General features: G+C 72.3%; 22 protein-coding genes. 9 read left to right on the forward strand and 13 right to left on the reverse strand.

Features of this window, described 5'->3' with window-relative positions:
* Positions 1–133: 133 nt before the first annotated feature.
* Together ppdK and ACZ63H_RS02095 are read right to left on the reverse strand one after the other, a co-directional pair.
* Positions 134–2,854: a pyruvate, phosphate dikinase gene (ppdK, locus tag ACZ63H_RS02090; protein ID WP_469861224.1), complete on the reverse strand. Its 2,721-nt coding sequence runs from the start codon at positions 2,852–2,854 to the stop codon at positions 134–136.
* A 447-nt stretch (positions 2,855–3,301) separates the two neighbouring features.
* Positions 3,302–4,522, reverse strand: a complete 1,221-nt coding sequence (locus tag ACZ63H_RS02095; protein ID WP_469861225.1) for an ROK family protein — start codon at positions 4,520–4,522, stop codon at positions 3,302–3,304.
* Positions 4,523–4,642: 120 nt separating this feature from the next.
* Here ACZ63H_RS02095 and ACZ63H_RS02100 point away from each other — a divergent pair, with 120 nt between their 5' ends.
* Genes ACZ63H_RS02100 through ACZ63H_RS02110 form a run of 3 tightly spaced genes read left to right on the forward strand, consistent with a single transcriptional unit; the run spans position 4,643 to position 9,825 of the window.
* The gene (locus ACZ63H_RS02100) at positions 4,643–6,112 is read left to right on the forward strand and encodes an amylo-alpha-1,6-glucosidase (RefSeq protein ID WP_469861227.1); all 1,470 of its coding nucleotides are present in this window, start codon (positions 4,643–4,645) and stop codon (positions 6,110–6,112) included.
* On the forward strand, positions 6,109–8,046 hold the full coding sequence (locus ACZ63H_RS02105) for an amylo-alpha-1,6-glucosidase (RefSeq protein ID WP_469861228.1): 1,938 nt from the start codon (positions 6,109–6,111) through the stop codon (positions 8,044–8,046). Before ACZ63H_RS02100 ends, ACZ63H_RS02105 begins: the two co-directional genes overlap by 4 nt.
* A gap of 60 nt (positions 8,047–8,106) precedes the next feature.
* Positions 8,107–9,825: an alkaline phosphatase family protein gene (locus ACZ63H_RS02110; protein WP_469861230.1), complete on the forward strand. Its 1,719-nt coding sequence runs from the start codon at positions 8,107–8,109 to the stop codon at positions 9,823–9,825.
* 52 nt (positions 9,826–9,877) lie between these two features.
* Here the strand turns inward: ACZ63H_RS02110 and dusB are convergent, their stop codons facing one another.
* Complete coding sequence (dusB, locus tag ACZ63H_RS02115) at positions 9,878–11,011, reverse strand: tRNA dihydrouridine synthase DusB (RefSeq protein WP_469861232.1); 1,134 nt, start codon at positions 11,009–11,011, stop codon at positions 9,878–9,880.
* Between the two features lie 156 nt (positions 11,012–11,167).
* Here dusB and ACZ63H_RS02120 point away from each other — a divergent pair, with 156 nt between their 5' ends.
* Complete coding sequence (locus tag ACZ63H_RS02120; RefSeq protein WP_469861234.1) at positions 11,168–12,622, forward strand: MFS transporter; 1,455 nt, start codon at positions 11,168–11,170, stop codon at positions 12,620–12,622.
* Positions 12,623–12,631: 9 nt separating this feature from the next.
* On the opposite strand, the gene ACZ63H_RS02125 is transcribed toward ACZ63H_RS02120, so the two are convergent.
* From ACZ63H_RS02125 to ACZ63H_RS02140, 4 genes are all read right to left on the reverse strand, one after another.
* On the reverse strand, positions 12,632–13,258 hold the full coding sequence (locus ACZ63H_RS02125; protein ID WP_469861236.1) for a DUF2690 domain-containing protein: 627 nt from the start codon (positions 13,256–13,258) through the stop codon (positions 12,632–12,634).
* 155 nt (positions 13,259–13,413) lie between these two features.
* Positions 13,414–13,950, reverse strand: a complete 537-nt coding sequence (locus tag ACZ63H_RS02130; protein WP_469861238.1) for a GNAT family N-acetyltransferase — start codon at positions 13,948–13,950, stop codon at positions 13,414–13,416.
* 152 nt (positions 13,951–14,102) lie between these two features.
* A complete protein-coding gene (locus ACZ63H_RS02135; RefSeq protein ID WP_469861239.1) occupies positions 14,103–14,699 on the reverse strand; it encodes a TetR/AcrR family transcriptional regulator in 597 nt (198 codons plus the stop codon).
* Between the two features lie 25 nt (positions 14,700–14,724).
* Entirely contained in the window at positions 14,725–15,735 is a 1,011-nt protein-coding gene (locus ACZ63H_RS02140; RefSeq protein WP_469861241.1) for an aldo/keto reductase, read from the reverse strand.
* A 157-nt stretch (positions 15,736–15,892) separates the two neighbouring features.
* Here ACZ63H_RS02140 and ACZ63H_RS02145 point away from each other — a divergent pair, with 157 nt between their 5' ends.
* Positions 15,893–16,954 carry a chitinase gene (locus ACZ63H_RS02145; RefSeq protein ID WP_469861243.1) on the forward strand — a complete coding sequence of 354 codons (1,062 nt, stop codon included), beginning with the start codon at positions 15,893–15,895 and terminating at the stop codon, positions 16,952–16,954.
* 64 nt (positions 16,955–17,018) lie between these two features.
* On the opposite strand, the gene ACZ63H_RS02150 is transcribed toward ACZ63H_RS02145, so the two are convergent.
* Complete coding sequence (locus tag ACZ63H_RS02150; RefSeq protein WP_469861245.1) at positions 17,019–18,401, reverse strand: glycine--tRNA ligase; 1,383 nt, start codon at positions 18,399–18,401, stop codon at positions 17,019–17,021.
* A 160-nt stretch (positions 18,402–18,561) separates the two neighbouring features.
* On the opposite strand from ACZ63H_RS02150, the gene ACZ63H_RS02155 reads away from it, so the two are divergent.
* From ACZ63H_RS02155 to ACZ63H_RS02170, 4 genes are all read left to right on the forward strand, one after another.
* Entirely contained in the window at positions 18,562–19,521 is a 960-nt protein-coding gene (locus ACZ63H_RS02155; protein ID WP_469861247.1) for a metal ABC transporter substrate-binding protein, read from the forward strand.
* Positions 19,522–19,538: 17 nt separating this feature from the next.
* Positions 19,539–20,312 (forward strand): metal ABC transporter ATP-binding protein, encoded by a 774-nt coding sequence (locus ACZ63H_RS02160; protein WP_469861249.1) that lies wholly within the window; start codon positions 19,539–19,541, stop codon positions 20,310–20,312.
* Complete coding sequence (locus ACZ63H_RS02165) at positions 20,312–21,214, forward strand: metal ABC transporter permease (RefSeq protein WP_469861251.1); 903 nt, start codon at positions 20,312–20,314, stop codon at positions 21,212–21,214. The genes ACZ63H_RS02160 and ACZ63H_RS02165 overlap by 1 nt, the downstream gene beginning before the upstream one ends.
* Positions 21,215–21,276: 62 nt before the next feature.
* Positions 21,277–21,690 (forward strand): Fur family transcriptional regulator, encoded by a 414-nt coding sequence (locus ACZ63H_RS02170; RefSeq protein WP_467941163.1) that lies wholly within the window; start codon positions 21,277–21,279, stop codon positions 21,688–21,690.
* Positions 21,691–21,726: 36 nt separating this feature from the next.
* On the opposite strand, the gene ACZ63H_RS02175 is transcribed toward ACZ63H_RS02170, so the two are convergent.
* The 5 genes from ACZ63H_RS02175 to ACZ63H_RS02195 are packed head-to-tail and all read right to left on the reverse strand — an operon-like array spanning position 21,727 to position 25,162.
* Positions 21,727–23,052 (reverse strand): histidine-type phosphatase, encoded by a 1,326-nt coding sequence (locus tag ACZ63H_RS02175; RefSeq protein ID WP_469861253.1) that lies wholly within the window; start codon positions 23,050–23,052, stop codon positions 21,727–21,729.
* Between the two features lie 38 nt (positions 23,053–23,090).
* The gene (locus ACZ63H_RS02180) at positions 23,091–23,939 is read right to left on the reverse strand and encodes an isoprenyl transferase (RefSeq protein ID WP_469861255.1); all 849 of its coding nucleotides are present in this window, start codon (positions 23,937–23,939) and stop codon (positions 23,091–23,093) included.
* A gap of 32 nt (positions 23,940–23,971) precedes the next feature.
* Positions 23,972–24,718, reverse strand: a complete 747-nt coding sequence (gene recO / locus ACZ63H_RS02185; RefSeq protein WP_469861257.1) for a DNA repair protein RecO — start codon at positions 24,716–24,718, stop codon at positions 23,972–23,974.
* Positions 24,719–24,749: 31 nt separating this feature from the next.
* Positions 24,750–24,965: a hypothetical protein gene (locus ACZ63H_RS02190; protein WP_467941168.1), complete on the reverse strand. Its 216-nt coding sequence runs from the start codon at positions 24,963–24,965 to the stop codon at positions 24,750–24,752.
* Positions 24,962–25,162, reverse strand: coding sequence for a hypothetical protein (locus tag ACZ63H_RS02195; protein WP_467941169.1), 201 nt, complete (start codon positions 25,160–25,162; stop codon positions 24,962–24,964). The genes ACZ63H_RS02190 and ACZ63H_RS02195 overlap by 4 nt, the downstream gene beginning before the upstream one ends.
* Positions 25,163–25,445: the final 283 nt, after the last annotated feature.

The following is a 25,445-nucleotide window of genomic DNA, read 5'->3' on the forward strand; positions in this document are numbered from 1 at the left end:
GACCGGGCCGGAGGAACACGCGAGGGGGCGGCACCCCCCGCACTGGGGTGCCGCCCCCTCTCTTTCGTGCGCCGGGGCCGTCGTCGATCGGTGAGGGTCGGGGACCGGCGACGGCTCCGGGGCCTGGGGTGGGTCAGCGGTGGTCGCTGCCCGCCGACTGGGTGGCCGCGCGGCCCGCCTCCAGGCGGGCGACCGGGATGCGGAACGGGGAGCAGGAGACGTAGTCCAGGCCCGCCTCGTGGAAGAAGTGGACCGACTCCGGGTCACCGCCGTGCTCGCCGCAGACGCCCAGCTTGAGGTCGGGGCGGGTGCGCCGGCCGGCTTCCGCCGCCGCCTTCACCAGGGAGCCCACGCCGTCCTTGTCGATCGTCTCGAACGGGCTGACGCCGAAGATGCCCTTCTCCAGGTACGCCGTGAAGAAGGAGGCCTCCACGTCGTCGCGGCTGAAGCCCCACACCGTCTGCGTCAGGTCGTTCGTGCCGAAGGAGAAGAACTCCGCCGCCTCGGCGATCTGGCCCGCCGTCAGGGCGGCGCGCGGGAGTTCGATCATCGTGCCGATGGCGAGCTTGAGCCTCGTCCCCGTCGCCGCCTCGACCTCGGCGATGACCTGGTCCGCCTCCTCGCGGACGATCTCCAGCTCCTGGACCGTGCCGACGAGCGGGATCATGATCTCCGCGCGCGGGTCGCCCTTGGCCGCCTTGCGCTCGGCCGCCGCCTCCGCGATCGCGCGGACCTGCATGGTGAACAGGCCGGGGATGGCCAGGCCGAGGCGTACGCCGCGCAGACCCAGCATCGGGTTCTGCTCGTGCAGCCGGTGCACCGCCTGGAGCAGGCGCAGCTCGTTCTCGTGCGGCTCCTGCCGGGCCTCGGCGAGGGCCACCCGGACCGACAGCTCCGTGATGTCGGGGAGGAACTCGTGCAGCGGGGGGTCCAGCAGCCGGATCGTCACCGGCAGGCCGTCCATCGCCTCGAAGAGTTCCACGAAGTCCTGCTTCTGGAGCGGCAGCAGGCCCTTCAGGGACGCCTCGCGCTCCTCCTCGGTGTCGGCGAGGATGAGGCGTTCGACCAGCTCGCGGCGGTCGCCGAGGAACATGTGCTCGGTGCGGCACAGGCCGATGCCCTGGGCGCCGAAGCGTCGGGCGCGCAGCGCGTCCTCGGCGTTGTCGGCGTTGGCCCGTACCCGCAGCCGGCGCTTGCGGTCGGCGAAGGCCATCATGCGGTGCACGGCCTCCACCAGCTCGTCGGCGTCGTCGGCGCCCGGGTGCATCCGGCCCTCGAAGTACTCCACGACCGGGGACGGGACGACCGGGACCTCGCCCAGGTAGACCTTGCCCGTGGAGCCGTCGATGGAGATCACGTCGCCCTCTTCGACGATGTGCCCGCCGGGGACCGTCATCCGGCGCCGCTTGGTGTCGACCTCCAGCTCCTCCGCGCCGCACACACAGGTCTTGCCCATGCCGCGGGCGACCACGGCCGCGTGGGAGGTCTTGCCGCCGCGGCTGGTCAGGATGCCCTCGGCCGCGATCATGCCGTCCAGGTCGTCCGGGTTGGTCTCGCGGCGGACCAGGATGACCTTCTCGCCCGAGCGGGACCACTTGACGGCGGTGTACGAGTCGAAGACCGCCTTGCCGACCGCCGCGCCCGGCGAGGCCGCGATGCCCCGGGCGACCTGCTCGACCTTGGCGTCCTCGTCGAAGCGCGGGAACATCAGCTGGGCGAGCTGGGCGCCGGTGACGCGCTGGAGCGCCTCCGTCTCGTCGATCAGCCCCTGGTCCACCAGCTGGGTGGCGATCCGGAAGGCCGCACCCGCCGTGCGCTTGCCGACGCGGGTCTGGAGCATCCAGAGCTGGCCGCGCTCGATGGTGAACTCGATGTCGCAGAGATCCTTGTAGTGGTTCTCCAGGGTCTCCATGATCCGCATGAGCCGGTCGTACGACTTCTTGTCGATCCGCTCCAGCTCGGCGAGCGGGACGGTGTTGCGGATGCCCGCGACCACGTCCTCGCCCTGCGCGTTCTGCAGGTAGTCGCCGTAGACGCCCTGGTGGCCGGAGGCGGGGTCGCGGGTGAAGGCGACGCCCGTGCCGGAGTCGGGGCCGAGGTTGCCGAAGACCATCGAGCAGACGTTGACGGCGGTGCCCAGGTCGTGCGGGATGCGCTCCTGGCGGCGGTACAGCTTGGCGCGGTCGCCGTTCCAGGAGTCGAAGACCGCCTTGATCGCGAGGTCCATCTGCTCGCGCGGGTCCTGCGGGAACTCCCGGCCGGCCTCCTTCTTGACGATCTTCTTGAAGGTGGTGACCAGCTTCTTCAGGTCCGCGGCCTCCAGGTCGGTGTCGACCGTGACCTTCTTGGCGGCCTTGGCCTTGTCGAGGGCCTCCTCGAAGAGGTCGCCGTCGACGCCGAGGACGGTCTTGCCGAACATCTGGATGAGGCGGCGGTAGGAGTCCCAGGCGAACCGCTCGTCGCCGGCCTGGGCGGCCAGGCCCTGCACGGACGCGTCCGACAGGCCGATGTTCAGGACGGTGTCCATCATGCCGGGCATGGAGAACTTGGCGCCGGAGCGGACCGAGACCAGCAGCGGGTCGTCCGCCTGGCCCAGCTTCTTGCCCATCTTCTGTTCCAGGGCGTCCAGGTGCGCGCTGACCTCGTCACGCAGTGCCGCCGGTTCCTCGCCACTGTCCAGGTAGACCTTGCAGGCCTCCGTGGTGATGGTGAAGCCGGGAGGGACCGGCAGACCGAGGTTGGTCATCTCGGCGAGATTGGCACCCTTGCCACCGAGAAGGTCCTTGAGGTCCTTGTTGCCCTCGGTGAAGTCGTAAACGAACTTCGGCGCGTGGGGTTCTTTGTTTTCCGACACGGGTCTCGACTCCTTGAGGCCACGGTGGCTGCCCTGACGGCGAGGAACATACCCAGATCGAAGGTGGTTGGGTACGTCTACTTGCCCGTCATGCGCCTGTAACCACCCGTCCGCCAGCGGATCGAAAGTCAAAGCTTGGCAAGCCTGGCCGGGTTTATGTTTTCACTTCTTGAACGCAACAGTGCCCATAGGCGCGGTTTTCCGCTCACATGAGCATCCACTGACACGACTGATTTCGATCGCTGAACGATCAAGGGGTGGCACCCAGTGCCACCCCTTGGAGAAGTGCAGTCGCGCAAGATCCGCTCATCTGAGCGCTACCCGTATCAAGGGTGGCGAGAATCACGCTGCCACAGGCCGCCGGATTCCACCATGCGGACGACGCCTCGGACACCAGTCGGAAGCGGAAAGACCCCCATCGCGCAGACCCCCGTCACGCCCTCCCCCTCACATCCCCATCGCCGCGAGCCGCTCCTCCACCCGCTCCGGCGCGTACAGGTGCTCCACCACCAGGGCCCCGGCCCCGACCAGCCCCGCCCGGTCGCCGAGCCGGGAGGTGACCACGTCCAGGTGGGCCGTGGAGCGGGGCAGCGCCCGCTGGTAGAGCAGCTCGCGCACACCGGTCAGGAAGGGCGTCCCGGCCAGGTCGCCCGCGATCATCAGTACGCCCGGGTTCAGCAGGGTCACCACCGTCGCCAGCACGTCCCCGACCCGGCGCCCGGCCTCCCGCGCCAGCGCCGCGGCCTCCGGGTGCCCCGCCGCGAGCAGGTCCCGCACATCCGAGCCGGAGGCGGCCGGCACCCCGGCCGCCGCCAGCCGCCGGGCCACCGCGCCGCCGCTGGCGACCGCCGCGAGGCAGCCCCGCGAACCGCACCGGCACAGGGCGTCGGCGCCGACCCGGATGTGCCCGATGTCGCCCGCGCCGCCGTCCACGCCCCGGTAGATCGAGCCGTCCACCACCACCCCGGCGCCGATGCCGGTGGACACCTTGACCAGCACGAAGGCCGTGCAGCCGGGATAGCCGGTGCGCTGCTCGCCGTAGGCCATGAGGTTCGCGTCGTTGTCGACCAGCACCGGCACCGCGGGCGCCCCGGTGCGCTCGGTGAAGACGCGGGACATCCGGCTGCGGATGTCGTACCCGTCCCAGCCCGGCATGATCGGCGGCTGCACCACCCGGCCGGTCTCGCTGTCCACCGGGCCCGGCACCGCGATCCCGATCCCGCACACCTCCTCGGCCGGGTGCCCGGCCTTGACCAGCAACTCCCCGAACCAGCCGCCCAGTTCGCCGAGGACCGCCTCCGGCCCCTCCTCCACCACCAGCGTGCCGGCGTGCTCCGCCAGGATCTCGCCGGTCAGCGAGAGCACGGCCGCGCGGGCGTGCCGGGTGTCCAGGTCGGCGGCGAGGACCACGGCGTGGGAGTCGTCGAACTCCAGGGTGATGGAAGGGCGTCCGCCGAGCGGCGAGTCGACCGGGCCGCCCGCGCCCTCGCGCAGCCAGCCCGCCCGGAACAGCCGGTCCAGGCGCTGGCCCACGGTGGCCCGGGACAGCCCGGTCGCCTGCTGGAGCGCCCCGCGCGTCACGGCCCGGCCGTTGCGCACGAGGGCGAGCAGATCGCCGGCTCCCGCCTGGCCTCCGCTCCTGCCGGCCCTTCCCGGACGTCCGGTCATGCGCACCCCCTTGTGTTTCTCCAGCTTGCATTACATATTGAGTTTTGCGTGTTAAATAGACGTAACCCTACGGTGGCCGCAGCCGAACCGGGCCGGCCGAACGTCATCGGGGAGCCCCGAGTGGATCGCACCGCCCAGGTCAGCAGCCGTCCCTTCCCGTACGAGATCGCATACGATCCACCGACCGCTTCGGCGTTTCCGCACGTCAGGGCCGCCCGGGTGCTGGAGGCCAACTGGACGGGCGCCTCGACGGTCCCGTCCCGGAAGCTGTACCCGCACCAGTGGTCCTGGGACTCGGCGTTCATCGCCATCGGGTTGCGGCACGTCTCGCCGGCGCGGGCCCAGACGGAGCTGGAGACGCTGCTGGCAGCGCAGTGGGCCGACGGGCGCGTCCCGCACATCGTCTTCAACCCCTCCGTCCCGCTCGACGCCTACTTCCCGAGCCCCGACTTCTGGCGCTCCTCCACCGCCGGGCGCACCGCGGGCGCTCCGCGCACCGTACAGACCTCCGGCATCGTGCAGCCACCGGTGCACGCGCTCGCCGCCTGGCTGGTGCACCGCGCCGATCCCGCCCTGTCCCGCGCCCGCGGCTTCCTGGCCCGGGTCTATCCGAGGCTGGCCGCCTGGCACCGGTACCTGCTGCACCGGCGGGACCTCGGCGGCGCCGGGCTGGTGTCCGTGGTGCACCCGTGGGAGCAGGGCATGGACAACAGCCCCTGCTGGGACGCCCCGCTGGCCCGGATCACCCCGGCCCCGGCCCGCTCCTTCCGCCGCGCCGACCTCGACCACGGCGCGGCGGAGGACCGGCCGACGGACCTGGACTACGGCAGGTACGTACGGCTGGCCGCCGACTACCGGGACGGTGGATACGCCGACGGGGGCGGGGAGTTCGCCGTGGAGGACCCGTCGTTCAACGCCCTGCTGATCGTCTCCGAGCACGCCCTCGCGAGGATCGCCGAGGAGCTGGGCGCGACCGGCGCCGCCCGCCGGGAGCGCGCCGAGCGGCTGACGGCGGCCCTGGTGGAGCGGCTGTGGGAACCGTCCGCCGGGATGTTCCTGTGCCGGGACCTGCGGGGCGGCGGCGGACCGCGGCCCGAGCGCTCGGTCTCCGGGCTCGTCCCGCTGCTCGTGCCCGGCCTGCCCCGCGCCGTGGCCGCCGCACTGGTGGACACCCTGCGCGGACCGCACTTCTCGCTCGGCGACCGCACCCTGCTGGTGCCGAGCTACGACCTGCTCGGGGAGGCCTTCGACCCGCACCGGTACTGGCGCGGCCCGGCCTGGTTCAACACCGGCTGGCTGCTGGAGCGCGGGCTGCGGACGCACGGCGAGACGGTGGCGGCCGACGCCCTGCGCGCGGCGTTCCTGGAGCTGGCCGGCGCCACCGGCTTCGCCGAGTACGTCGACCCGTACACCGGCGAGCCCTGCGGGGCGACCGGCTTCAGCTGGACGGCGTCGCTCGCGCTGGACCTGTACCACCGCGAGCGCGTACCGCACGAGAGTCAAGGGCCGGACAAGAGCCCTCCAAGGGGCGTGTCCAGGCTCGGCACCGGCACGTTCGACAGCAAGGACAAGGGAGGGGACCGGGGATGACGGACCGGCATCATCTGCTCGTGCACGGCGCCACCTTCGCCGCCGTGGGCGACCGCGGCGACATCAGCGGGGTACGCGGCAACGGCTCCCCGGACGGGTTGTTCGTCCGGGACGCCCGGCACCTCAGCCGCTGGCAGCTCACCGTCGACGGGGCGGTGCCCGAGGTGCTCAGCCCGGTGACGGACGGGGACGAGATCCGCTGCGTGCTGGTCCCGCGCGGCGGCCGGCAGGAACCGCCGGCCCACACCGTCTTCCGCGAACAGGCCGTCGGCGACAGCTCGTTCGTGGAGTCGCTGCGGATCACCAGCAACCGCCCGGTGCCCACCACCGTCCGGCTCGCGCTCACCGTCGACGCCGACTTCACCGACCAGTTCGAACTCCGCTCCGACCACCGCACCTACGTCAAGTCCGGCGCCGTGCGCTCCCGTCACGTCCTGTCCGACGGCATCGAGTTCGCCTACCGCCGGGGCGACTGGCGGTCCTGCACGACGATCACGGCCGACCCCGCCCCGGACGCCGTGGAGGAGACCGGCACCGGCGCCCGCCGCCTGGTGTGGGTCCTCGACCTCGCGCCGCACGGCACGACCGAGCTGGTGCTGCGGGTGATCGCCCGTCCGCACGGCGAGCGGCGCGCCCTGCGCGTGCCCCGCGACCCCGCCGCCGTCCACCGCCAGTTACGCGCGAAGGAGGAGGAGTTCACCCAGGGCGTGGCCTTCCCGGCCGGCTGGCCGGAGCTGGCCGCGGCCTGCGTCCGGGGCCTCGCCGACCTCGCCGCGCTCCAGGTGCCGGCCGGCGGACCGGACGGCGAGGAACTGCGCGTCCCGGCGGCCGGCGCGCCCTGGTTCCTCACCCTGCTGGGCCGGGACGCGCTGCTGACCTCCCTGTTCACCCTGCCCTACCGCCCGGGGCCGGCCGCCGCCACCCTGCTCGCCCTGGCCGCCACTCAGGCGACCGGGGCCGGCGACTCCCCGGTGGCCCAGCCCGGCAAGATCGTGCACGAGGTGCGGCACGGGGAGCTGGCCCACTTCGGGCAGGTGCCGTTCGGCCGCTACTACGGCTCGGTGGACGCCACCCCGCTGTTCCTGGTCCTGCTCGGCGCGTACGTCGACCAGACCGGCGACACGGCCCTGGCCCGCCGGCTGGAGCCGCACGCCCGGGCCGCCGTCGGCTGGATGCTCGACCACGGCGGGCTCACCTCGCGCGGCTATCTCGTCTACCGCGCCGACAAGGGCGGCCTCGCCAACCAGAACTGGAAGGACTCCCCCGGCGCGATCTGCTGCGCCGACGGCACCCGGCCCACCGGCGCGGTGATGGCGGCGGGCGCGCAGGGCTACGCGTACGACGCGCTGCGCCGCACGGCGTCGGTGGCGCGCGGGGTGTGGGGCGACGAGACGTACGCGGCGCTGCTGGAGCAGGCGGCGGCCGATCTGCGGGACCGGTTCCAGCGGGACTTCTGGATGCGGGAGCAGTCGTTCCCCGCGCTGGCGCTGGACGGGCAGGGCCGCCGCATAGACGCGCTCGCCTCCGACGCCGGGCACCTGCTGTGGTCGGGGCTGCTGGACAAGGAGTACGGCGAGGTGGTGGGCCGGCGGCTGCTGGAGCCGGACTTCTTCTCCGGCTGGGGCGTGCGCACGGTGGCCTCCGGGCAGGCGGCCTACCACCCGCTGTCCTACCACCGCGGCTCGGTCTGGCCGCACGACAACGCGCTGATCACGCTCGGCCTCGCGCGCTACGGCCTGCACGACGAGGCCCGCACGGTGGCCCACGCGCTGGTCGACGCGGCGGCGGCGACGGGGTACCGGCTGCCGGAGGCCTGGGCCGGATACGGACGCGACACCCACGGCGAGCCGGTCCCGTACCCGCACGCCTGCGGCCGCGAGTCCCGTTCCGCCGCGGCACCGCTGGCCCTGTTGACGGCGGTGGGGGGCGCCTGAGCGCACGATGTCCCGCGCCCCCCGGTGAACGGCGGTCCGCCGCGAGCCGTACCGAGGGGCATGCGTCAGTCAGTCGTGGTCGAAGCCGGGACAGCCGGGCCGCAGGAGTCCGCCGTACGCGGTGCGCGGTGGCGGTGGCCGGGCGGGGCGCGGGCGCTGTCCGGCGTCCTGACCGGGTTCGCCGCCCTGCTCGTGCTCGGGGCGCTCGTGCTGCCGGACTCCCTGGACCGGCTCGGGCCCGCCGCCTTCGTGCGGATACCGGCGGAGGCCGTCGTCGGGGCGGCGGTGCTGCCGGCGCTGCCGCGCCGGCCCCGGGCGGCGGTGGCGGCGGTCTGCGGGGTGCTGCTCGCGGCGCTGACCGTGCTGAACGCGCTGGACATGGGGTTCGAGCAGTACCTCGGCCGGACGTTCGACGTGGTGCTGGACTGGAGCCTGCTCGGGGACGCGCGGTCCTACCTGGAGGACTCCCTCGGCCGGGGAGCCGCCCTCGCCGCCGCGGCCGGGGCGGTCGCCCTGGTCATGCTGCTCTTCGTGCTGCTGGCCCTGTCCGCGGTCCGGCTGGCCGGGCTGCTCGCCCGCCACCGGGGCACCGCCCGCCGCGGCACCCTGGCCGCCGCCCTCGCGTGGGTCGCCTGCGCCTCGCTCGGCCTCCAGCCGGCGGCCGTGCCGCTCGCCTCCCACCGCACCGTGACCGCGCTGCGCGACCAGGTCCACCGGGTCTCCCGCACCCTGCGGGACGAGGCCGGGTTCCAGAAGGAGGCCCGGGCCGACGCGTTCGGGAACACCCCGGGCGACCGGCTCGTGCCCGATCTGCGCGGCAAGGACGTGATCTTCACGTTCGTCGAGAGCTACGGCCGCAGCGCGATCGAGGACCCGGTCACGGCGCCCGCCGTGGACCGGATGCTCGCCGCCCGCACCAAGGCCCTGGCCGACGCCGGTTTCCACGCCCGCAGCGGCTGGCTGACCTCGGCGACGTACGGCGGCAACAGCTGGCTGGGCCACTCCACCGCCATGTCGGGCCTGTGGATCGGCAACCAGCAGCGCTACCGCACGGTCATGGCGAGTGACCGCCTCAGCCTGACGGGGGCGTTCCGGAAGACCGGCGCGTTCGAGACGGTCGGGGTGATGCCGGGTGTCCGCAAGGACTGGCCGGAGCAGAGGTGGTACGGCCTGGACAAGGTCTACGACGCCTTCGGACTGGGCTACCGGGGGCCGAGGTTCAGCTGGTCGACCATGCCCGACCAGTACGCGCTCCAGCAGTACCAGGACCGGGTGCACGGCAGGCGGCCGGCGACCGGGAAGGGGCGGATGTCGCTGCTCGTCCTGACCTCCAGCCATCAGCCCTGGGCACCGCTGCCGACGATGGTGGACTGGGACCGGCTCGGGGACGGCTCGGTCTTCGGGGACATCGAGGCGGCGGGCAGCAGGGCGGCGGACGTCATCGCCGACACCACCAGGTCCCGTGAGGAGTACGGCAGGTCGATCCGCTACTCGGTGACCGCGCTCACCGAGTGGCTGGCGCGCTACGGCACGAAGGACACCGTGCTGGTCTTCCTCGGCGACCACCAGCCCATCGCCCGGGTCAGCGGCCGCCACGCGAGCCGGGACGTGCCGGTGTCGCTCGTCGCCAAGGACCCCAAGCTGCTGGACAGGATCGCCGGGTGGCACTGGACCGAGGGCCTGCGCCCCGCCCACGACGCCCCGGTCTGGAGGATGAGCGCCTTCCGCGACCGCTTCCTGAGGGCGTACGGCTCGACACCGGCGCCGGGGAAGAAGTGACGGCGCCCCGCTCCCCCGCCGACCGGGCCGGGGGCGGCCGGCCCGAGCCCGGTCAGCCCCCGGACGTGTCCAGCTCCGCGTCCTCGCCGACACCCGAGCAGTCGTACGGGTCCTTCAGCCACCCGTCGGGCAGCACCACCCGGTTGTTGCCGGACGTACGCCCGCGCGGCCCCTCCGCCCCGGCCGGCCACGGCTGGCCGAGGTCCAGCTCGTCCAGCCCGGCCCGCAGCTCCGCGAGCGACGAGGTGATCGCGAGCCGCTTGCGCATCTCGGAGCCGACCGCGAAGCCCTTCAGGTACCAGGCGACGTGCTTGCGGAAGTCCACCACGCCCTTGGACTCGTCGCCGCTCCACTCCCCGAGCAGCGTGGCGTGCCGGACCATGACGTCGGCGACCTCCCGCAGGGTGGGCCGCACGAAGTCCTCCGTGCGGCCCTCGAACCCGGCCACCAGGTCGGCGAACAGCCACGGCCGGCCCAGGCACCCCCGGCCGACGACGACCCCGTCGCAGCCGGTCTCCCGCACCATCCGCAGCGCGTCCTCGGCCGACCAGATGTCGCCGTTGCCGAGCACCGGGATCTCCGGCACGTGCTCCTTCAGCCGGGCGATGGCCTCCCAGTCGGCGGTGCCGCCGTAGTGCTGGGCGGCGGTACGGCCGTGCAGCGCGATGGCGGTCACCCCCTCCTCGACGGCGATGCGGCCGGCGTCGAGGTAGGTGATGTGGTCGTCGTCGATGCCCTTGCGCATCTTCATGGTCACCGGCAGGTCGCCGGCGCCGGAGACCGCCTCGCGCAGGATGGCCCGCAGCAGGTTCCGCTTGAACGGCAGCGCGGAGCCGCCGCCCTTGCGCGTCACCTTCGGCACCGGGCAGCCGAAGTTCAGGTCGATGTGGTCGGCGAGGTCCTCCTCCGCGATCATGCGGACGGCCTTGCCGACGGTCGCGGGGTCGACGCCGTACAGCTGGATCGAGCGCGGCCGCTCGCTCGCGTCGAACCTGATCAGCTGCATGGTCTTCTCGTTGCGCTCGACCAGCGCCCGGGTGGTGATCATCTCGCTGACGAAGAGTCCCTTGCCGCCCGAGAACTCCCGGCACAGCGTGCGGAAGGGCGCGTTGGTGATCCCCGCCATGGGTGCGAGCACGACGGGCGGCGTCACGGCGTGCGGTCCGATGGACAGAGGCTGGGTCATCGTCAGGGCTCCGGGACGGATCTACGGCGACAGGGGCAAGGCTCCATTGTCCCTCACCCGGCGGGGCGCCGGTCCGGCGGCCGGGAGATCCGTGCGGCACCCCGTGCATGGGTCATTAGTTAGACGCACTATCGAAATCGGCGTACGATGACGGTCATGCCCGAGTTGAGCCATCGCCGACGCATGCTCGTGCTCGCGATCTGCTGCATGAGCCTGCTGATCGTGAGCCTGGACACCACCGCGCTGAACGTGGCGCTGCCCGCGATGCAGCGCGACCTGGACGCCACCACCTCCGGACTGCAGTGGACGATCGACGCCTACACGCTCGTCCTGGCCTCGCTGCTGATGCTCGCCGGCTCCACGGCCGACCGGATCGGCCGCAAGCGCGTCTTCATGGCGGGCCTGGCGGTGTTCACCGCGGGCTCGGTGCTCTGCTCCCTCGCCCCGAACCTGGAACTGCTCGTCGTGTTCCGCATGGTGCAGGCGGTGGGCGGCTCGATGCTCAACCCGGTCGCCATGTCCATCATCACCAACACCTTCACCGACCCCCGCGAACGCGCCCGCGCGATCGGCGTGTGGGGCGCGGTCGTCGGCATCGCCATGGCGGCGGGCCCGCTGGTGGGCGGGCTACTGGTGCAGTCGGTGAGCTGGCGCGCCATCTTCTGGGTCAACCTCCCGGTCGGCCTGGCGGCCCTCCTGCTCACCCTGCGCCTCGTCCCCGAGTCCCGCGCGCCCCGCGCCCGCCGCCCCGACCCGGTCGGCCAGCTGCTGGTGATCGCCCTCTTCGGCGCGCTGACGTACGCGATCATCGAGGCACCGGAGTCCGGCGCCGGCCGGGTCCTGCCCTTCGCCGCGATCGCCGCGGCCGCCCTGCTGGCGCTCCTCTGGTACGAGCCCCGGCGCGCCGAACCCCTGATCGACGTGCGCTTCTTCCGCTCGGCCCCGTTCAGCGGCGCCACCGTGATCGCGATCAGCGCGTTCGCGTCGCTGGGCGGCTTCCTGTTCCTGTCCACCCTGTACCTGCAGAACGTGCGCGGCCTCGACGCCCTGCACGCGGGCCTGTGGATGCTGCCGATGGCCGTGCCGACGTTCCTGTGCGCCCCGCTGTCCGGCCGTCTGGTCGGCAGCCGCGGTCCCCGGATCTCCCTGCTGGTGGCGGGTGTGGCGATGACCGCGAGCGGGGTCCTGTTCGCCGCGTTCGAGGCGGAGACGGCGGACGCGACCCTGCTGCTCGGCTACGTCCTGTTCGGCATCGGCTTCGGCTTCGTGAACGCGCCGATCACCAACACGGCCGTGTCGGGCATGCCGCGCGCGCAGGCCGGGGTCGCCGCCGCCGTCGCCTCCACCAGCCGGCAGCTGGGCTCGACGCTCGGCGTCGCGGTGGTCGGCGCGGCCCTCGCCTCCGGCATCGGCTCGTCGCCGTACCGCGAGGCGTTCGTCACGGCCGCCCGCCCCGGCTGGTGGATCCTCACCGGCTGCGGCCTGGCGGTCCTGGTCCTCGGCCTGCTGACCAGCGGCCGCTGGGCCCGCCGCACGGCCGAGCGGACGGCGGCGAGCCTGGAGACGGCGGAGATGCGCCCGGTCGCGCGGACGGCGTCGGAGGGGGCCTGACCCGGGCGGTCACCGCCAGGCGGTGGCCTCGGTCGCGTGGATGCAGTACCGCTCGAAGTGACTGGCGCCACCGGCCTTCGGCAGCGCGCACGCGGTGACCTGGAACTCGCCGTCGGGGACCGACACCATGTGGGTGAACTGGTCGTTGTCGTACTCGATCTCGGCGCTGCGCGTCGTGCCGCCCGTGACGCGGACCGTCACCTGGTCGCCGGGGTTGCCCTGCTCGATCTTCGCCCAGACCGCCTCGCAGTCCTCGCTGTAGCGGATCTGGAGCAGCGCGGGATTGTCCACGGCGGGCTTGAAGGTGCGCGCGTCCTCGCCGCACCCCTGGTTCTGCGGGTTCTTGCCCTCGCAGGCGTCTCCGTCCCCCGGGCAGGCCGGCCCGTCGAACAGCGAGCCCAGCACGTGCTCCCCGAGCGGGGTCATCACGGCGGCGGCCCCCGCACCGACGATGGCGACCGCGTACGCCAGCGCCGCCGGGCCGCTGAGCCATTTCCTCCACCACGGGGGGTGCGGTGGCGGGTCCGGGGGGCGGGCCGGGCCCGCGGAGTCGCCACCGGGGTGGGCCGGCGTAGCCGAGGTGTCACCGGGGTCGGCCGGCGTCATGGAGTTGTCACCGGGGTCGGCCGCAGTCATGAGAACACTCCCCTTGGGGTGCCGCTCCTGCCGGCCAGGATCGCCCTGCCGCTGCCGCGGGCGTAAGGCGCACACGGGTGCGAAGGGGGCACGACGATGCCCACCCCGTGCGCCCCTGTGCGCGGAAGGTTCGCCGAGATCGTGGAGGTGTGTGGTCAGCCGGTCGTCAGCTGCCATCCGATCTCGCCGTCGTGCCACTGACCGGTGGGGGTGAGGCCGGCCGCGGTGGCGACGGCGGCGGATGCCTCGTGGTCCGGGTGGATGTGGGCGGTGACCGTGTGCACCGGGTGCTTCCGGAGCCAGGCGACGAGACCCCGGGCGGCTTCGGTGGCGATGCCGCGCCGCTGCCAGGGCGTCCCCACCACCCAGGCGATCTCCGCGGCGGCCCCGCGGTCGTCGGCGGTGACCGTCGCCTGGACGTAGCCGGTCAGACAGTCCGCGTCCCGGAGCCGGATGACCCAGTTGCACCAGGCTTCGCCGGGGCGGGGCGAGCCGGCCACCAGGCGTTCGTAGCGGGCGCGCAGTTCCCGGGCGGTGTCCGGTGTGCCGCCGATGAAGGCGTGCAGGCCGGGATCGGACATCACCACGGCCATCTCCCCGGCGTGCTCGACCCGCAAGGGAAGCAGGGCCAGCCGGTCGGTATGGATGGTCTCGGGCTCAAGGATGATCACGCCGCCTCCTGGTCGGGACATCCGCCGAGTATGCCCCGCTCCAGGGGGCACCGGCCCTGACCGGGACGACGAGGTGGGAGGCGTTCCCGGCGAGCGGATACGGCCCGGCCCGCCGGGCGACCCCGTGCCGGCCCGGCGGCCGGGCGGTGGCGGGCGGCTGTCCCGGGAGGTTCCTACCCCGCCGCCCTCAACCCCCGCACCAGCAACCCCACCACCGCGTCGAACTCGCCCTCGATCCCGGGGGCCGTCCACTCGCGGGCGTAGGCCGGGTCGTGGAAGCGGCCCGTTGCCTGGAAGACGGCGCGGGCCGCCGTGGCCGGGTCGGGGACGGTGAAGTCGCCCGACTCCGTGCCCGCCGTGATGATCCGGGTGAGCTGGCCGGTGAGGTCGGCGATGTGGTCGTGGACCACGCCCCCCAGTTCGTCGACCAGCACCGTGTACGTGGCGAACAGCTCGGGATCGTCGCCCGCCTTGTGCCGCTTGGCCTCGAAGAGGGCCGCGAGCCAGTCCCGCAGCCGCTGCTCGGGCGCGCGGTCCCCGGCTGCGGCGATGCCGGCGAGCCGCTCGGAGGTGCGGTCCAGCCAGCGCTTGGTGACCGCCTCGCGCAGCGCCGCCTTGGTGCGGAAGTGCCGGTAGACGCTGCCATGGCTGACGCCGAGCGCGCGGGCCACGTCGACCACGGTGGCCTTGGCCGGGCCGTGGCGGCGCAGCACCTCCTCGGTGGCTTCGAGGATGCGCTCGGCGGTCAGGGTCTCGCTGGTCGATGGCATGCCTAGACGGTACCCGGCACGCCGGTCAGCGTTCGCTGTCGAGCATGGCCATCTGCTCCGCCGCGTACCGGTCGCCGGCCGCCGCGTCCGCCGGCACCGCGGCCTCGATGGCGGCGAGGTCGGCCTCCTCCAGGGTCACGTCCGGCGCGCCGAGGGCCTCGCCGAGCCGCTCCCGGGTGCGGGCGCCGACCAGCGGCACGATGTCCTCGCCCCGGGAGAGCACCCAGGCGATGGCGATCTGCGCGACGGAGACACCCTTCTCCTCCGCGATCTTGCGCAGGGACTCGACCAGGGTGAGGTTGTGCCGGAGGTTGTCGCCCTGGAAGCGGGGCGAGTGGGCCCGGAAGTCGTTCGCGGCGAAGCCCTGGCCGGCCGAGACATGGCCGGAGAGGAGCCCGCGCGAGAGCACGCCGTACGCGGTGACGGCGATGCCCAGCTCCCGCAGGGTGGGCAGGATCTGCCGCTCGGGGCCCCGGGAGATGAGCGCGTACTCGATCTGGAGGTCGGCGATGGGGGCGGTGGCGGCGGCCCGGCGGATGGTGTCCACGCCGACCTCGCTGAGCCCGATGTGCCGCACCCAGCCCTTCTCGACCAGTTCGGCGATGGCGCCGACGGTCTCCTCGATCGGCACGTCCGGGTCGAGCCGGGACGGGCGGTAGACGTCGATGTGGTCGACGCCGAGGCGCTGGAGGGAGTAGGCGGCGAAGTTCTTCACGGCGGCCGGGCGGCCGTCGAAGCCGTACCAGTCGCCGTCCGGGCCGCGCAGGGCGCCGAACTTCACGCTGACCAGCGCGTTCTCACGGAGTTCGGCCGGGGCCGTGCGCAGCGCCTCGTTGATCAGCAGTTCGTTGTGGCCCATGCCGTAGAAGTCGCCGGTGTCGAGCAGGGTCACGCCGGCCTCCAGGGCCGCGTGCAGGGTGGCGATCGACTCGGCGCGGTCCGCCTCGCCGTACATGCCGGACATGCCCATGCAGCCGAGGCCGAGGGCGGAGACCCGGGGGCCGGTGGTGCCGAGGTTTCGGGTTCGCATCGTCATGCCCCCACTGTGACATGACAGCTGACAGATTTCAATATCTGTCATTCCAACAGTGTTCGCCGACGTCATGGTCCAGACCTCTTGACGAATGGTCTGGACCAGCGCAGTGTCATGTCTGCGACATCCCCATCGACCCGAACCCCCACCGGGAGGCCCGATGCTCCGCCGCACCCTGCGCCTGCTCACCGCCGCCTTGACCGGCGCCGTCCTCGCCCCGCTCGCGATCGCCAGCGCGCCCGCCGCGTCCGCCTCCGCCGCCGCCGACACCTGCGCGGTGAAGTCCAGGCCGGCGGGCAAGGTGCTCCAGGGCTACTGGGAGAACTGGGACGGCTCCGCCAACGGCGTCCACCCGCCCTTCGGCTGGACCCCGATCACCGACTCCCGCATCGCCGCCCACGGCTACAACGTGATCAACGCGGCGTTCCCGGTGATCCGCTCCGACGGCACCGCGCTGTGGGAGGACGGCATGGACGCCGGCGTCAAGGTGGCCACGCCCGCCGAGATGTGCCAGGCCAAGGCGTCCGGCCAGACGATCCTGCTGTCCATCGGCGGCGCGGCGGCCGGCATCGACCTGTCGTCCCAGACGGTCGCCGACCGGTTCGTGGCGACCATCGTGCCGATCCTGAAGAAGTACAACTTCGACGGCATCGACATCGACATCGAGACGGGCCTGGTCGGCAGCGGCAACATCAACCAGCTGTCCGCGTCCCAGACCAACCTGATCCGCATCATCGACGGGATCCTCGCCCAGATGCCCTCGAACTTCGGCCTGACGATGGCCCCGGAGACGGCGTACGTCACCGGCGGCAGCGTCACCTACGGCTCGATCTGGGGCGCGTACCTGCCCGTCATCAAGAAGTACGCGGACAACGGCCGCCTGTGGTGGCTGAACATGCAGTACTACAACGGCAGCATGTACGGCTGCTCCGGCGACTCCTACTCGGCGGGCACCGTGCAGGGCTTCACCGCGCAGACCGACTGCCTGAACAAGGGCCTGGTGGTGCAGGGCACGACGATCAAGGTGCCCTACGACAAGCAGGTCCCGGGCCTGCCCGCCCAGCCCGGCGCGGGCGGCGGCTACATGTCCCCGTCCCTGGTCTCCCAGGCCTGGCGGAACTACGGCACCTCGCTCAAGGGCCTGATGACCTGGTCCCTGAACTGGGACGGCTCGAAGAACTGGACGTTCGGCGACAACGTCAAGGCCCTCCAGGGCCGTTGAGCGGGTGCGGACACGCGAATGCCGGGCGGGCCGACATCGGCCCGCCCGGCATTCGGCGGTGTGACTAGGCGCCCAGCAGACGCTGCGCCAGGTAGCCCTCGATCTGGTCGAGCGACACGCGCTCCTGCTTCATCGAGTCACGCTCGCGCACGGTGACGGCGTTGTCCTCGAGGGTGTCGAAGTCGACGGTCACGCAGTACGGCGTACCGATCTCGTCCTGACGGCGGTAGCGGCGGCCGATGGCGCCGGCGTCGTCGAACTCGATGTTCCAGTTCTGCCGCAGCGCCTGGGCGAGACCCTTGGCCTTCGGCGACAGCTCCGGGTTGCGGGACAGCGGGAGCACGGCCACCTTCACCGGGGCGAGGCGGTGGTCGAGCCGCAGCACGGTGCGCTTCTCCATCTTGCCCTTGGCGTTCGGCGCCTCGTCCTCGACGTAGGCGTCGAGCAGGAAGGCCAGCATGGTGCGGCCGACACCCGCCGCCGGCTCGATGACGTACGGCGTCCAGCGCTCGCCGGCCTCCTGGTCGAAGTAGGAGAGGTCCTGGCCGGAGGCCTGGGCGTGCGCGGAGAGGTCGTAGTCGGTGCGGTTGGCGACGCCCTCCAGCTCGCCCCACTCGCTGCCGCCGAACCGGAAGCGGTACTCGATGTCGGCGGTGCGCTTGGAGTAGTGGGAGAGCTTCTCCTTCGGGTGCTCGTACCAGCGCATGTTCTCCTCACGGAGACCCAGGCCGGTGTACCAGTTCCAGCGCTGCTCCATCCAGTATTCCTGCCACTGCTCGTCCTCGCCCGGCTTGACGAAGAACTCCATCTCCATCTGCTCGAACTCGCGGGTGCGGAAGATGAAGTTGCCCGGCGTGATCTCGTTGCGGAACGACTTGCCCATCTGGGCGATGCCGAACGGCGGCTTGCGGCGCGAGGTGGTCTGCACCTGGGCGAAGTTGGTGAAGATGCCCTGGGCGGTCTCGGGGCGCAGGTAGGCGACGGAGCCGGAGTCCTGGGTCGGGCCGAGGTGGGTGGACAGCAGGCCGGAGAACTGCTTGGGCTCGGTGAACTGGCCCTTGTTGCCGCAGTTCGGGCAGTTGACGTCCGCGAGGCCGTTCGCCGGGGCGTGGCCCTTCTTCTCCTCGTACGCCTCCTCCAGGTGGTCGGCGCGGAACCGCTTGTGACACGAGGTGCACTCGGTCAGCGGGTCCGTGAAGGTGGCGACGTGGCCGGAGGCCACCCAGACCTCGGAAGCCAGGATGACGGACGAGTCGATGCCGACCACGTCCTCGCGCGACGTCACCATGTAGCGCCACCACTGGCGCTTGATGTTCTCCTTGAGCTCGACACCCAGCGGTCCGTAGTCCCAGGCGGCACGCTGGCCGCCGTAGATCTCACTGCAGGGGAAAACGAAGCCACGGCGCTTGCTCAGGCTGACGATGGTGTCGATCTTGTCGGCGGCCACGGTGCTCTCTTCATTACGACGACGGGCGTTGAAGCGAGATGCTTCCAGCGAATGATTCAGGTTACCGGCGCAGGCTCCCCCACGACCAAATCGGCCCCGGTACAGACCGTATGGCGAGCGTTGTTGACAACGGTTTCCATGTTTGTTGAAAATGACTGTCATGAACGTACGACGACGCCTCATACCCACCGCCGCGCTGGCCGCGGTCACCTCCCTCGGGGCCGCCGCCCTCGCCGGCTGCTCCGGCGACGCGGCGGGAGCCGGCAACACCGCCAAGTTCGACGTCGTCGCGTCGTTCTACCCGATGACCTTCCTCGCCGAGCGGATCGGCGGGCAGCACGTCCACGTCACCACCCTCACCTCCCCCGGCCAGGAACCGCACGACCTGGAGCTCAGCACCCGGCAGATCGCCTCCCTGGAGGAGTCCGACGCGGTCCTGTACCTGAAGAACCTCCAGCCCTCCGTCGACAAGGCCGTCGACCAGTCCCCGGTGGACACGAAGATCGACGCGGCCTCCCTGACCACGCTGGAGCACCACGGCAACGAGGTCGGCGGCCACGCGGCCGGGCACGACGACCACGAACACGGCGAGGAGGCGGGCAAGGACCCGCACATCTGGCTCGACCCGGTGCGCTACGCCCAGGTCGCCGAGGGCGTCGGCAAGGCCTTCGAGAAGGCCGACCCGAAGCACGCGGCCGACTACAGGAAGAACACCGCCGCCCTGGTGAAGGAGCTGGACCGGCTGAACACCGAGTTCGAGACCGGCCTGGCGCACACCAAGAGCAAGGTCTTCATCACCACGCACGCCGCCTTCGGCTACCTCGCCGAGCGCTACGGCCTCACCGAGGAGGCCATCAACGGCCTCGACCCCGAGTCCGAGCCGAGCGCCGCCCGGGTCAGGGACCTGGAGAAGACGGCCGGGGCCGACGGCGTCTCCACGGTCTTCTACGAGACGCTCGTCAGCGACAAGACCGCCAGGACCATCGCGAGCGACACGGGACTGAAGACCGACGTCCTGGACCCCGTCGAGGGCATCACCGACCGCTCCCGCGGCCGGGACTACCTCGCGGTCCAGCGGGCCAACCTCAAGGCGCTCCAGCGGGCCCTGGGCGCCCGGTGAGCGGCACGGGAGACACCATGACCACCAGCGAACCCGTCATAGCCCTGCGCCGGGTGACCGCCGAACTCGGCGGCCGCCCCGTGCTGCGGGGCATCGATCTGACCGTCGGCCGCGGCGAGGTCGTCGCGCTGCTCGGCGCCAACGGCTCGGGCAAGTCCACGGCCGTCCGCGCGACCATCGGCCAGGTGCCGGTCAGCGGCGGCACGGTCGAGCTGTTCGGCACCCCCCGCCGGTCCTTCCGCGACTGGGCGCGCGTGGGTTACGTGCCCCAGCGCACCACGGCCGCGGGCGGCGTCCCGGCGACGGTCGCCGAGATCGTCTCCTCCGGCCGCCTCGCCCGCACCCGCTTCGGGCTCTTCCGCAAGGCCGACCGGGAGGCCGTCCAGCGCGCCCTGGAGCTGGTCGGCATGGCCGACCGCGCCAAGGACTCGGTGACCGCCCTGTCCGGCGGCCAGCACCAGCGGGTGCTGATCGCCCGCGCGCTGGTCGCCGAGCCGGAACTGCTGATCATGGACGAGCCGATGGCCGGCGTCGACCTGGCCAGCCAGGAGGTCCTGGCCCGCACCCTGCGCCGGCAGGTCGAGGCCGGCACGACGGTCCTCCTCGTGCTGCACGAGCTGGGCCCGCTGGAGCCGCTGATCGACCGCGCGGTCGTCCTGCGCGACGGCTGCGTCCTGCACGACGGCCCGCCGCCGCGCGCGGTCGGCCAGCACGCCCTGCCCGGCCACGACCACGTCCACCCGCACGCGCCGGCGGACACCGAACCGATCCGCACGGGACTGCTGAGCTGATGGAATTCCTGAACTACGCCTTCATGCAGCGGGCGCTGCTGGCCGCCGTGCTGGTCGGCATCACCGCGCCCGCGGTCGGCATCTACCTGGTCCAGCGCCGTCAGGCCCTGATGGGCGACGGCATCGGACACGTGGCCATGACCGGCGTCGGCCTCGGCTTCCTGCTCTCCACCTCCCCGGTGTGGATGGCGACGGCCGTCTCCGTCCTCGGCGCGGTCCTGATGGAGCTGATCCGCTGGTACGGCCGGACCCGCGGCGACATCGCCCTGGCCATGCTCTTCTACGGCGGCATGGCCGGCGGCGTGATGCTGATCAACCTCGCGCCGGGCGGCTCCAACGCCAACCTGACCTCGTACCTGTTCGGCTCCCTCTCCACGGTCTCGCCGTCCGACGTGAGCGCGATCTGCGTGCTCGCCGCCTTCGTGCTGCTGGTCACCCTCGGCCTGCGCCGCCAGCTGTTCGCGGTCAGCCAGGACGAGGAGTTCGCGCGGGTCACGGGCCTGCCGGTGCGCGCGCTGAACCTGCTGACGGCCGTCACCGCGGCCGTCACCGTGACCGTCGCCATGCGGGTCGTCGGACTGCTGCTGGTGTCCGCGCTGATGGTCGTGCCCGTGGCGGCGGCCCAGCAGCTCACCCGCAGCTTCACCGTCACCTTCGTGGTCGCGGTGGCCATCGGCGTCGCCGTGACCGTCAGCGGCACGGTCACGTCCTACTACCAGGACGTGCCGCCCGGTGCCACGATCGTCCTGCTGACCATCGCCGCCTTCATCGCGCTCACCGCGCTCGCCACCCCGCTGGCCCGGCGGCGCGCCCGCGCGGCGGCCGCGGCGGGGCCCGCCCCGGACCCCGCGGAGTGCACGATTCCGGCCGCGCGCGGGGCCGCGGACGAGATCGGCGTCTGACCGCCGTCCGCCCGGGCTGGCACAATGGCCCGGGCAGAAGCGAGCCATCGAAGGAGGCAACGGTGACGACCGCTGGACCGCCCGTGAAGGGTCGCGCGACCCGCCAGCGTGCAGCCGTGGCGGCGGCCCTGGACGAGGTCGACGAGTTCCGCAGCGCTCAGGAACTGCACGACATGCTCAAGCACAAGGGCGACTCCGTCGGCCTGACCACGGTCTACCGCACCCTCCAGTCCCTCGCCGAGGCCGGCGAGGTCGACGTCCTGCGCACGTCCGACGGCGAGTCCGTCTACCGCCGCTGCTCCAGCGGCGAACACCACCACCACCTGGTCTGCCGCGCCTGCGGCAAGGCGGTGGAGGTGGAGGGCCCGGCCGTCGAGAAGTGGGCGGAGGCGATCGCCGCGGAGCACGGCTACGTCAACGTGGCCCACACGGTGGAGATCTTCGGCACGTGCGCGGAGTGCGCGGCGGCGGTCTGAGCCGTCCGCGCCCCGGCGGGGCGCGGACGGCCCCGCTCAGTCCCGCCCGAAGCAGCGCTCCAGCTCGTCCAGGTCGTAGAACGCACTGCCCTCGGCGACCGGACGGCACCCCGCCCTGAAGGGCGTCTCCTTCTCGTTGTAGAGCATCCGGACCAGGTACCGGTCGCCCTTGGCGAAGACGTCCCACTGGATGTTCGCCCCCAGCGGCGACACGTCCGCGCCCCGCCAGGGATTGTCCGCGTACGTGTACGCCTCCCCCGGCACCGCCTGCTCCGTGCTGCCCGGCAGCCCCATCAGCGCGGCCAGCGGAATGATCTCCTCGGCGTGGCTGAACCGCAGCTCGGCCCCGAGGTCGCTGGTGCCGGCCCGCTTGGCCTCGGCCTGCCGGAAGAAGTCGTCCAGCAGGACGTCCGCCATCCCGTAGGTGATGTCGCTGCCGGCGAAGCCGGGTCCCTTCTCGTAGAAGTCCTCGGCGTCGGACAGGTAGCCGAACCAGGCCGCGTCCGAGCGGGACACGAAGCGCTCCATGCCCCAGCCCTCGCCGTCCGGGCTCTCCTCGCTCATCGCGGGCGCGATGGCGTACAGGTCGTAGACGGCCCGGGCGGCACCGACCTGGTCGCCGATCCGTGCGACGAAGGGCTCCTTGAACACCCGGCGCAGGATGCCGTGCGCGGCCTTCCGGGTCCTCGGCTGGTCGGTGACGCCGTGCAGGGTGTCCTTCAGGCGCTGGTCGTTCTCGACGTAGTCGCGGTAGGCGGCACCGCCCGCCGCCTTGTGGAAGTACAGCAGGTCCTTGTCGGTGCGCACCGGTCCGATCAGCGGCTTCAGCGCGGGCTCGGCGGCGGCGAGGGCGTCGGTGAACGCGGTGCCGCTGGCCACGGCCCGCCCCTGCCCGGAGCTGACGACGTCGATCTTCTCCCCGTCGTCGGCGATCTTCCGGAACAGGCCCGGCAGCCGCCGCTGCAGCCGGACGGCCGTGTCCGCCATCTCCTGCCGGCCGCGCCCGCTGAGGTTGCCGTAGCCGGTCTTGGCCATGGCGGCCTGGAGGGCGCGGACGACCGGCCCGAACTCCCGCCCCTTGCCGGTGAGTTGCCCTTCCGCCTCGGCCTGCTCCCACAGCGCGAGGACCAGGTCGCCGTCCGCGCCGTCGCTCGCGGCCCGGGAGCCGTGCCGGGAGACGTTCTCGGTGAAGACGGGAACGAAACCGGCGGGGGGCCGCTGGTAGGCGCGCGGGCCCTGCCCGGGGGAGTACGGCGCCTTCGTGCCGTAGCTCTCGCGGTGCGCGGGCGCCTCGGCCGCGTGCGCGGGCACGGCGGTGCACAGCAGGGCCCCGAGGGCGAGTACAGGAGCGAGACGTCTCATGGTCCGCATCCTCGGCGGCCCTGGTGAACCACCGGTGTCTAGGAGGTGGAATCGCCCTTCATCGCGGCCTCCATCGCCAGCAGTTCCTCGTTCGGGACGGCCCCGCCGAAGCGGCGGTCGCGGGAGGCGAACTCCATGCAGGCCCGCCACAGGTCACGGCGGTCGAAGTCGGGCCACAGCACGTCCTGGAAGACCATCTCGGCGTACGCGCTCTGCCAGAGCAGGTAGTTGGAGGTGCGCTGCTCACCGCTCGGCCGCAGGAACAGGTCCACGTCCGGCATGTCCGGGTAGTACAGGTACTTCTGGACGGTCTTCTCGGTCACCTTCGACGGGTCGAGCCGCCCCGCCCGCACGTCCTCGGCGATCGCCTGCGCCGCGTCCGCGATCTCGGCCCGGCCGCCGTAGTTCATGCAGAAGTACAGGGTGAGCAGGTCGTTTCCCTTGGTCTGCTCCTGGGCGACCTGCAACTCCTTGGCGACCGACTTCCACAGCTTGGGCATCCGGCCCACCCAGCGCACCCGGATGCCGAGGGCGTCGAGCTGGTCGCGGGTCCTGCGGATGAAGTCGCGGTTGAAGTTCATCAGGAAGCGGACCTCGTCGGGCGAGCGCTTCCAGTTCTCGGTGGAGAAGGCGTACAGGGAGATGTTGCGCACGCCGACCTCGATCGAGCCCTGGAGGACGTCCAGCACGCGTTCGGCACCGACCTTGTGCCCCTCCGTGCGCGGCAGCCCCCGCTCCTTGGCCCACCGGCCGTTGCCGTCCATGACGATCGCGACGTGGTTCGGCACCAGCTCACCGGGGAGCTTGGGCGCGCGCGCACCGGACGGGTGCGGCCTCGGCGCCTCGTACTCGCGCCGCTGGCGCCCCAGGATCCCGCGTACGACCATGTGCTTCTCGTCTCCTCGACCCGTAGCCGTGCTTACTTCTCTACGTAGCGCAGGGAGCGCAGCCCGCGCTCCAGGTGCCAGTGCAGGTAGGCGGACACCAGCCCGCTGCCCTCGCGGACGTACCGCGGCTCGCACGCGTCCGCCGTCTCCCAGTCTCCCGTAAGCAGCGCGCCCAGCAGGACGAGGGTCTGCGGGGACGGCACCACGCTGCCGGGCACCCGGCAGTCGACGCACACCGAGCCGCCGGAGGCCACGGAGAAGAACCGGTTCGGCCCCGGCATCCCGCACTTCGCGCAGTCGCCGAAGGTGGGCGCGTAGCCGTTCACGGCCAGGGACCGCAGCAGGAAGGCGTCGAGGACGAGGTGCGGGGCGTGCTCGCCCCGGGCGAGCGTCCGCAGCGCCCCGACGAGCAGCAGGTACTGCTGGACAGCCGGCTCGCCCTCGTGGTCGGTGAACCGCTCGGCGGTCTCCAGCATGGCCGTCCCGGCGGTGTACCGGGCGTAGTCCGTGACGATCCCGCCGCCGTACGGGGCGATCGTCTCGCTCTGCGTGCACAGCGGCAGGCCGCGCCCGACCAGCTCGCTCCCCCGGGCGAAGAACTGCACGTCCACATGGGAGAACGGCTCCAGCCGGGCCCCGAACTTCGACTTCGTGCGCCGTACCCCCCGGGCCACGGCGCGCACCCGTCCGTGCCCGCGCGTGAGCAACGTGATGATCCGGTCCGCCTCACCCAGCTTCTGGGTGCGCAGCACGATGCCGTCGTCGCGGAACAGACTCATGCCCCCCATTCTCGCCCATGCGCGGGACCGGCTAGAGCACCTCCCCGCGACTGCGGGCATTGGCGTAGGCGGTCGCCGCGCTGAGCCGCTCGGCCGGGGTGGCGCAGCGCAGCGCCCCCGGCTCGGCGTCCCACTCGCGCCCACCGCCGTACGGTCTCACCTGCACGTACGGGCCCTCGTGCCCCATCACGACGCCGACCTTGCCGGTGCGGGTGTCCATCACATGACTGCCGATGACGGGTTTCACCGCTCCTCCCCCGCCAGCGCCGCCGCCAGCCGGCGCGCGGTCCCGACCGAACACCGCCCGAGGTCCACCAGCGGACAGGGCACCTCCCGCACGAGACTCACCGGATCGAGCCCCAGCGACGGGAGAACGACCCCGGCCTTCTCGAGAGCCGACCGCAATTCCCTCAACGCCTCCTCCGCCTCTTCGATGCCGCTCACTTAGCTCCCCTTCCTGTTCCGAGTTTACGCTTTGTACATCAAGCGTGACGCTCCGCATTTCCACTCGGAAGGCGTCCACACCCGCGGACGCACGGCCGCCGAAGGGGTTTGACCACGGCCACCGCTCCACCGCGGCCGGTGCGGCGGCCCCGAGGCCGGGCCCGCGGGCGCCACGCGGAAAACCCGTGATTCACCCAGGTGGAGCCGGGTCGCCCGGGTCCGCGCCCCCGCGCCAACACGCGGCGGGGCCCGGCGACTTAGCGGAGGGCGGCGCCCGTGCCGG

It is taken from the genome of Streptomyces sp. NPDC104831 (assembly GCF_055583025.1).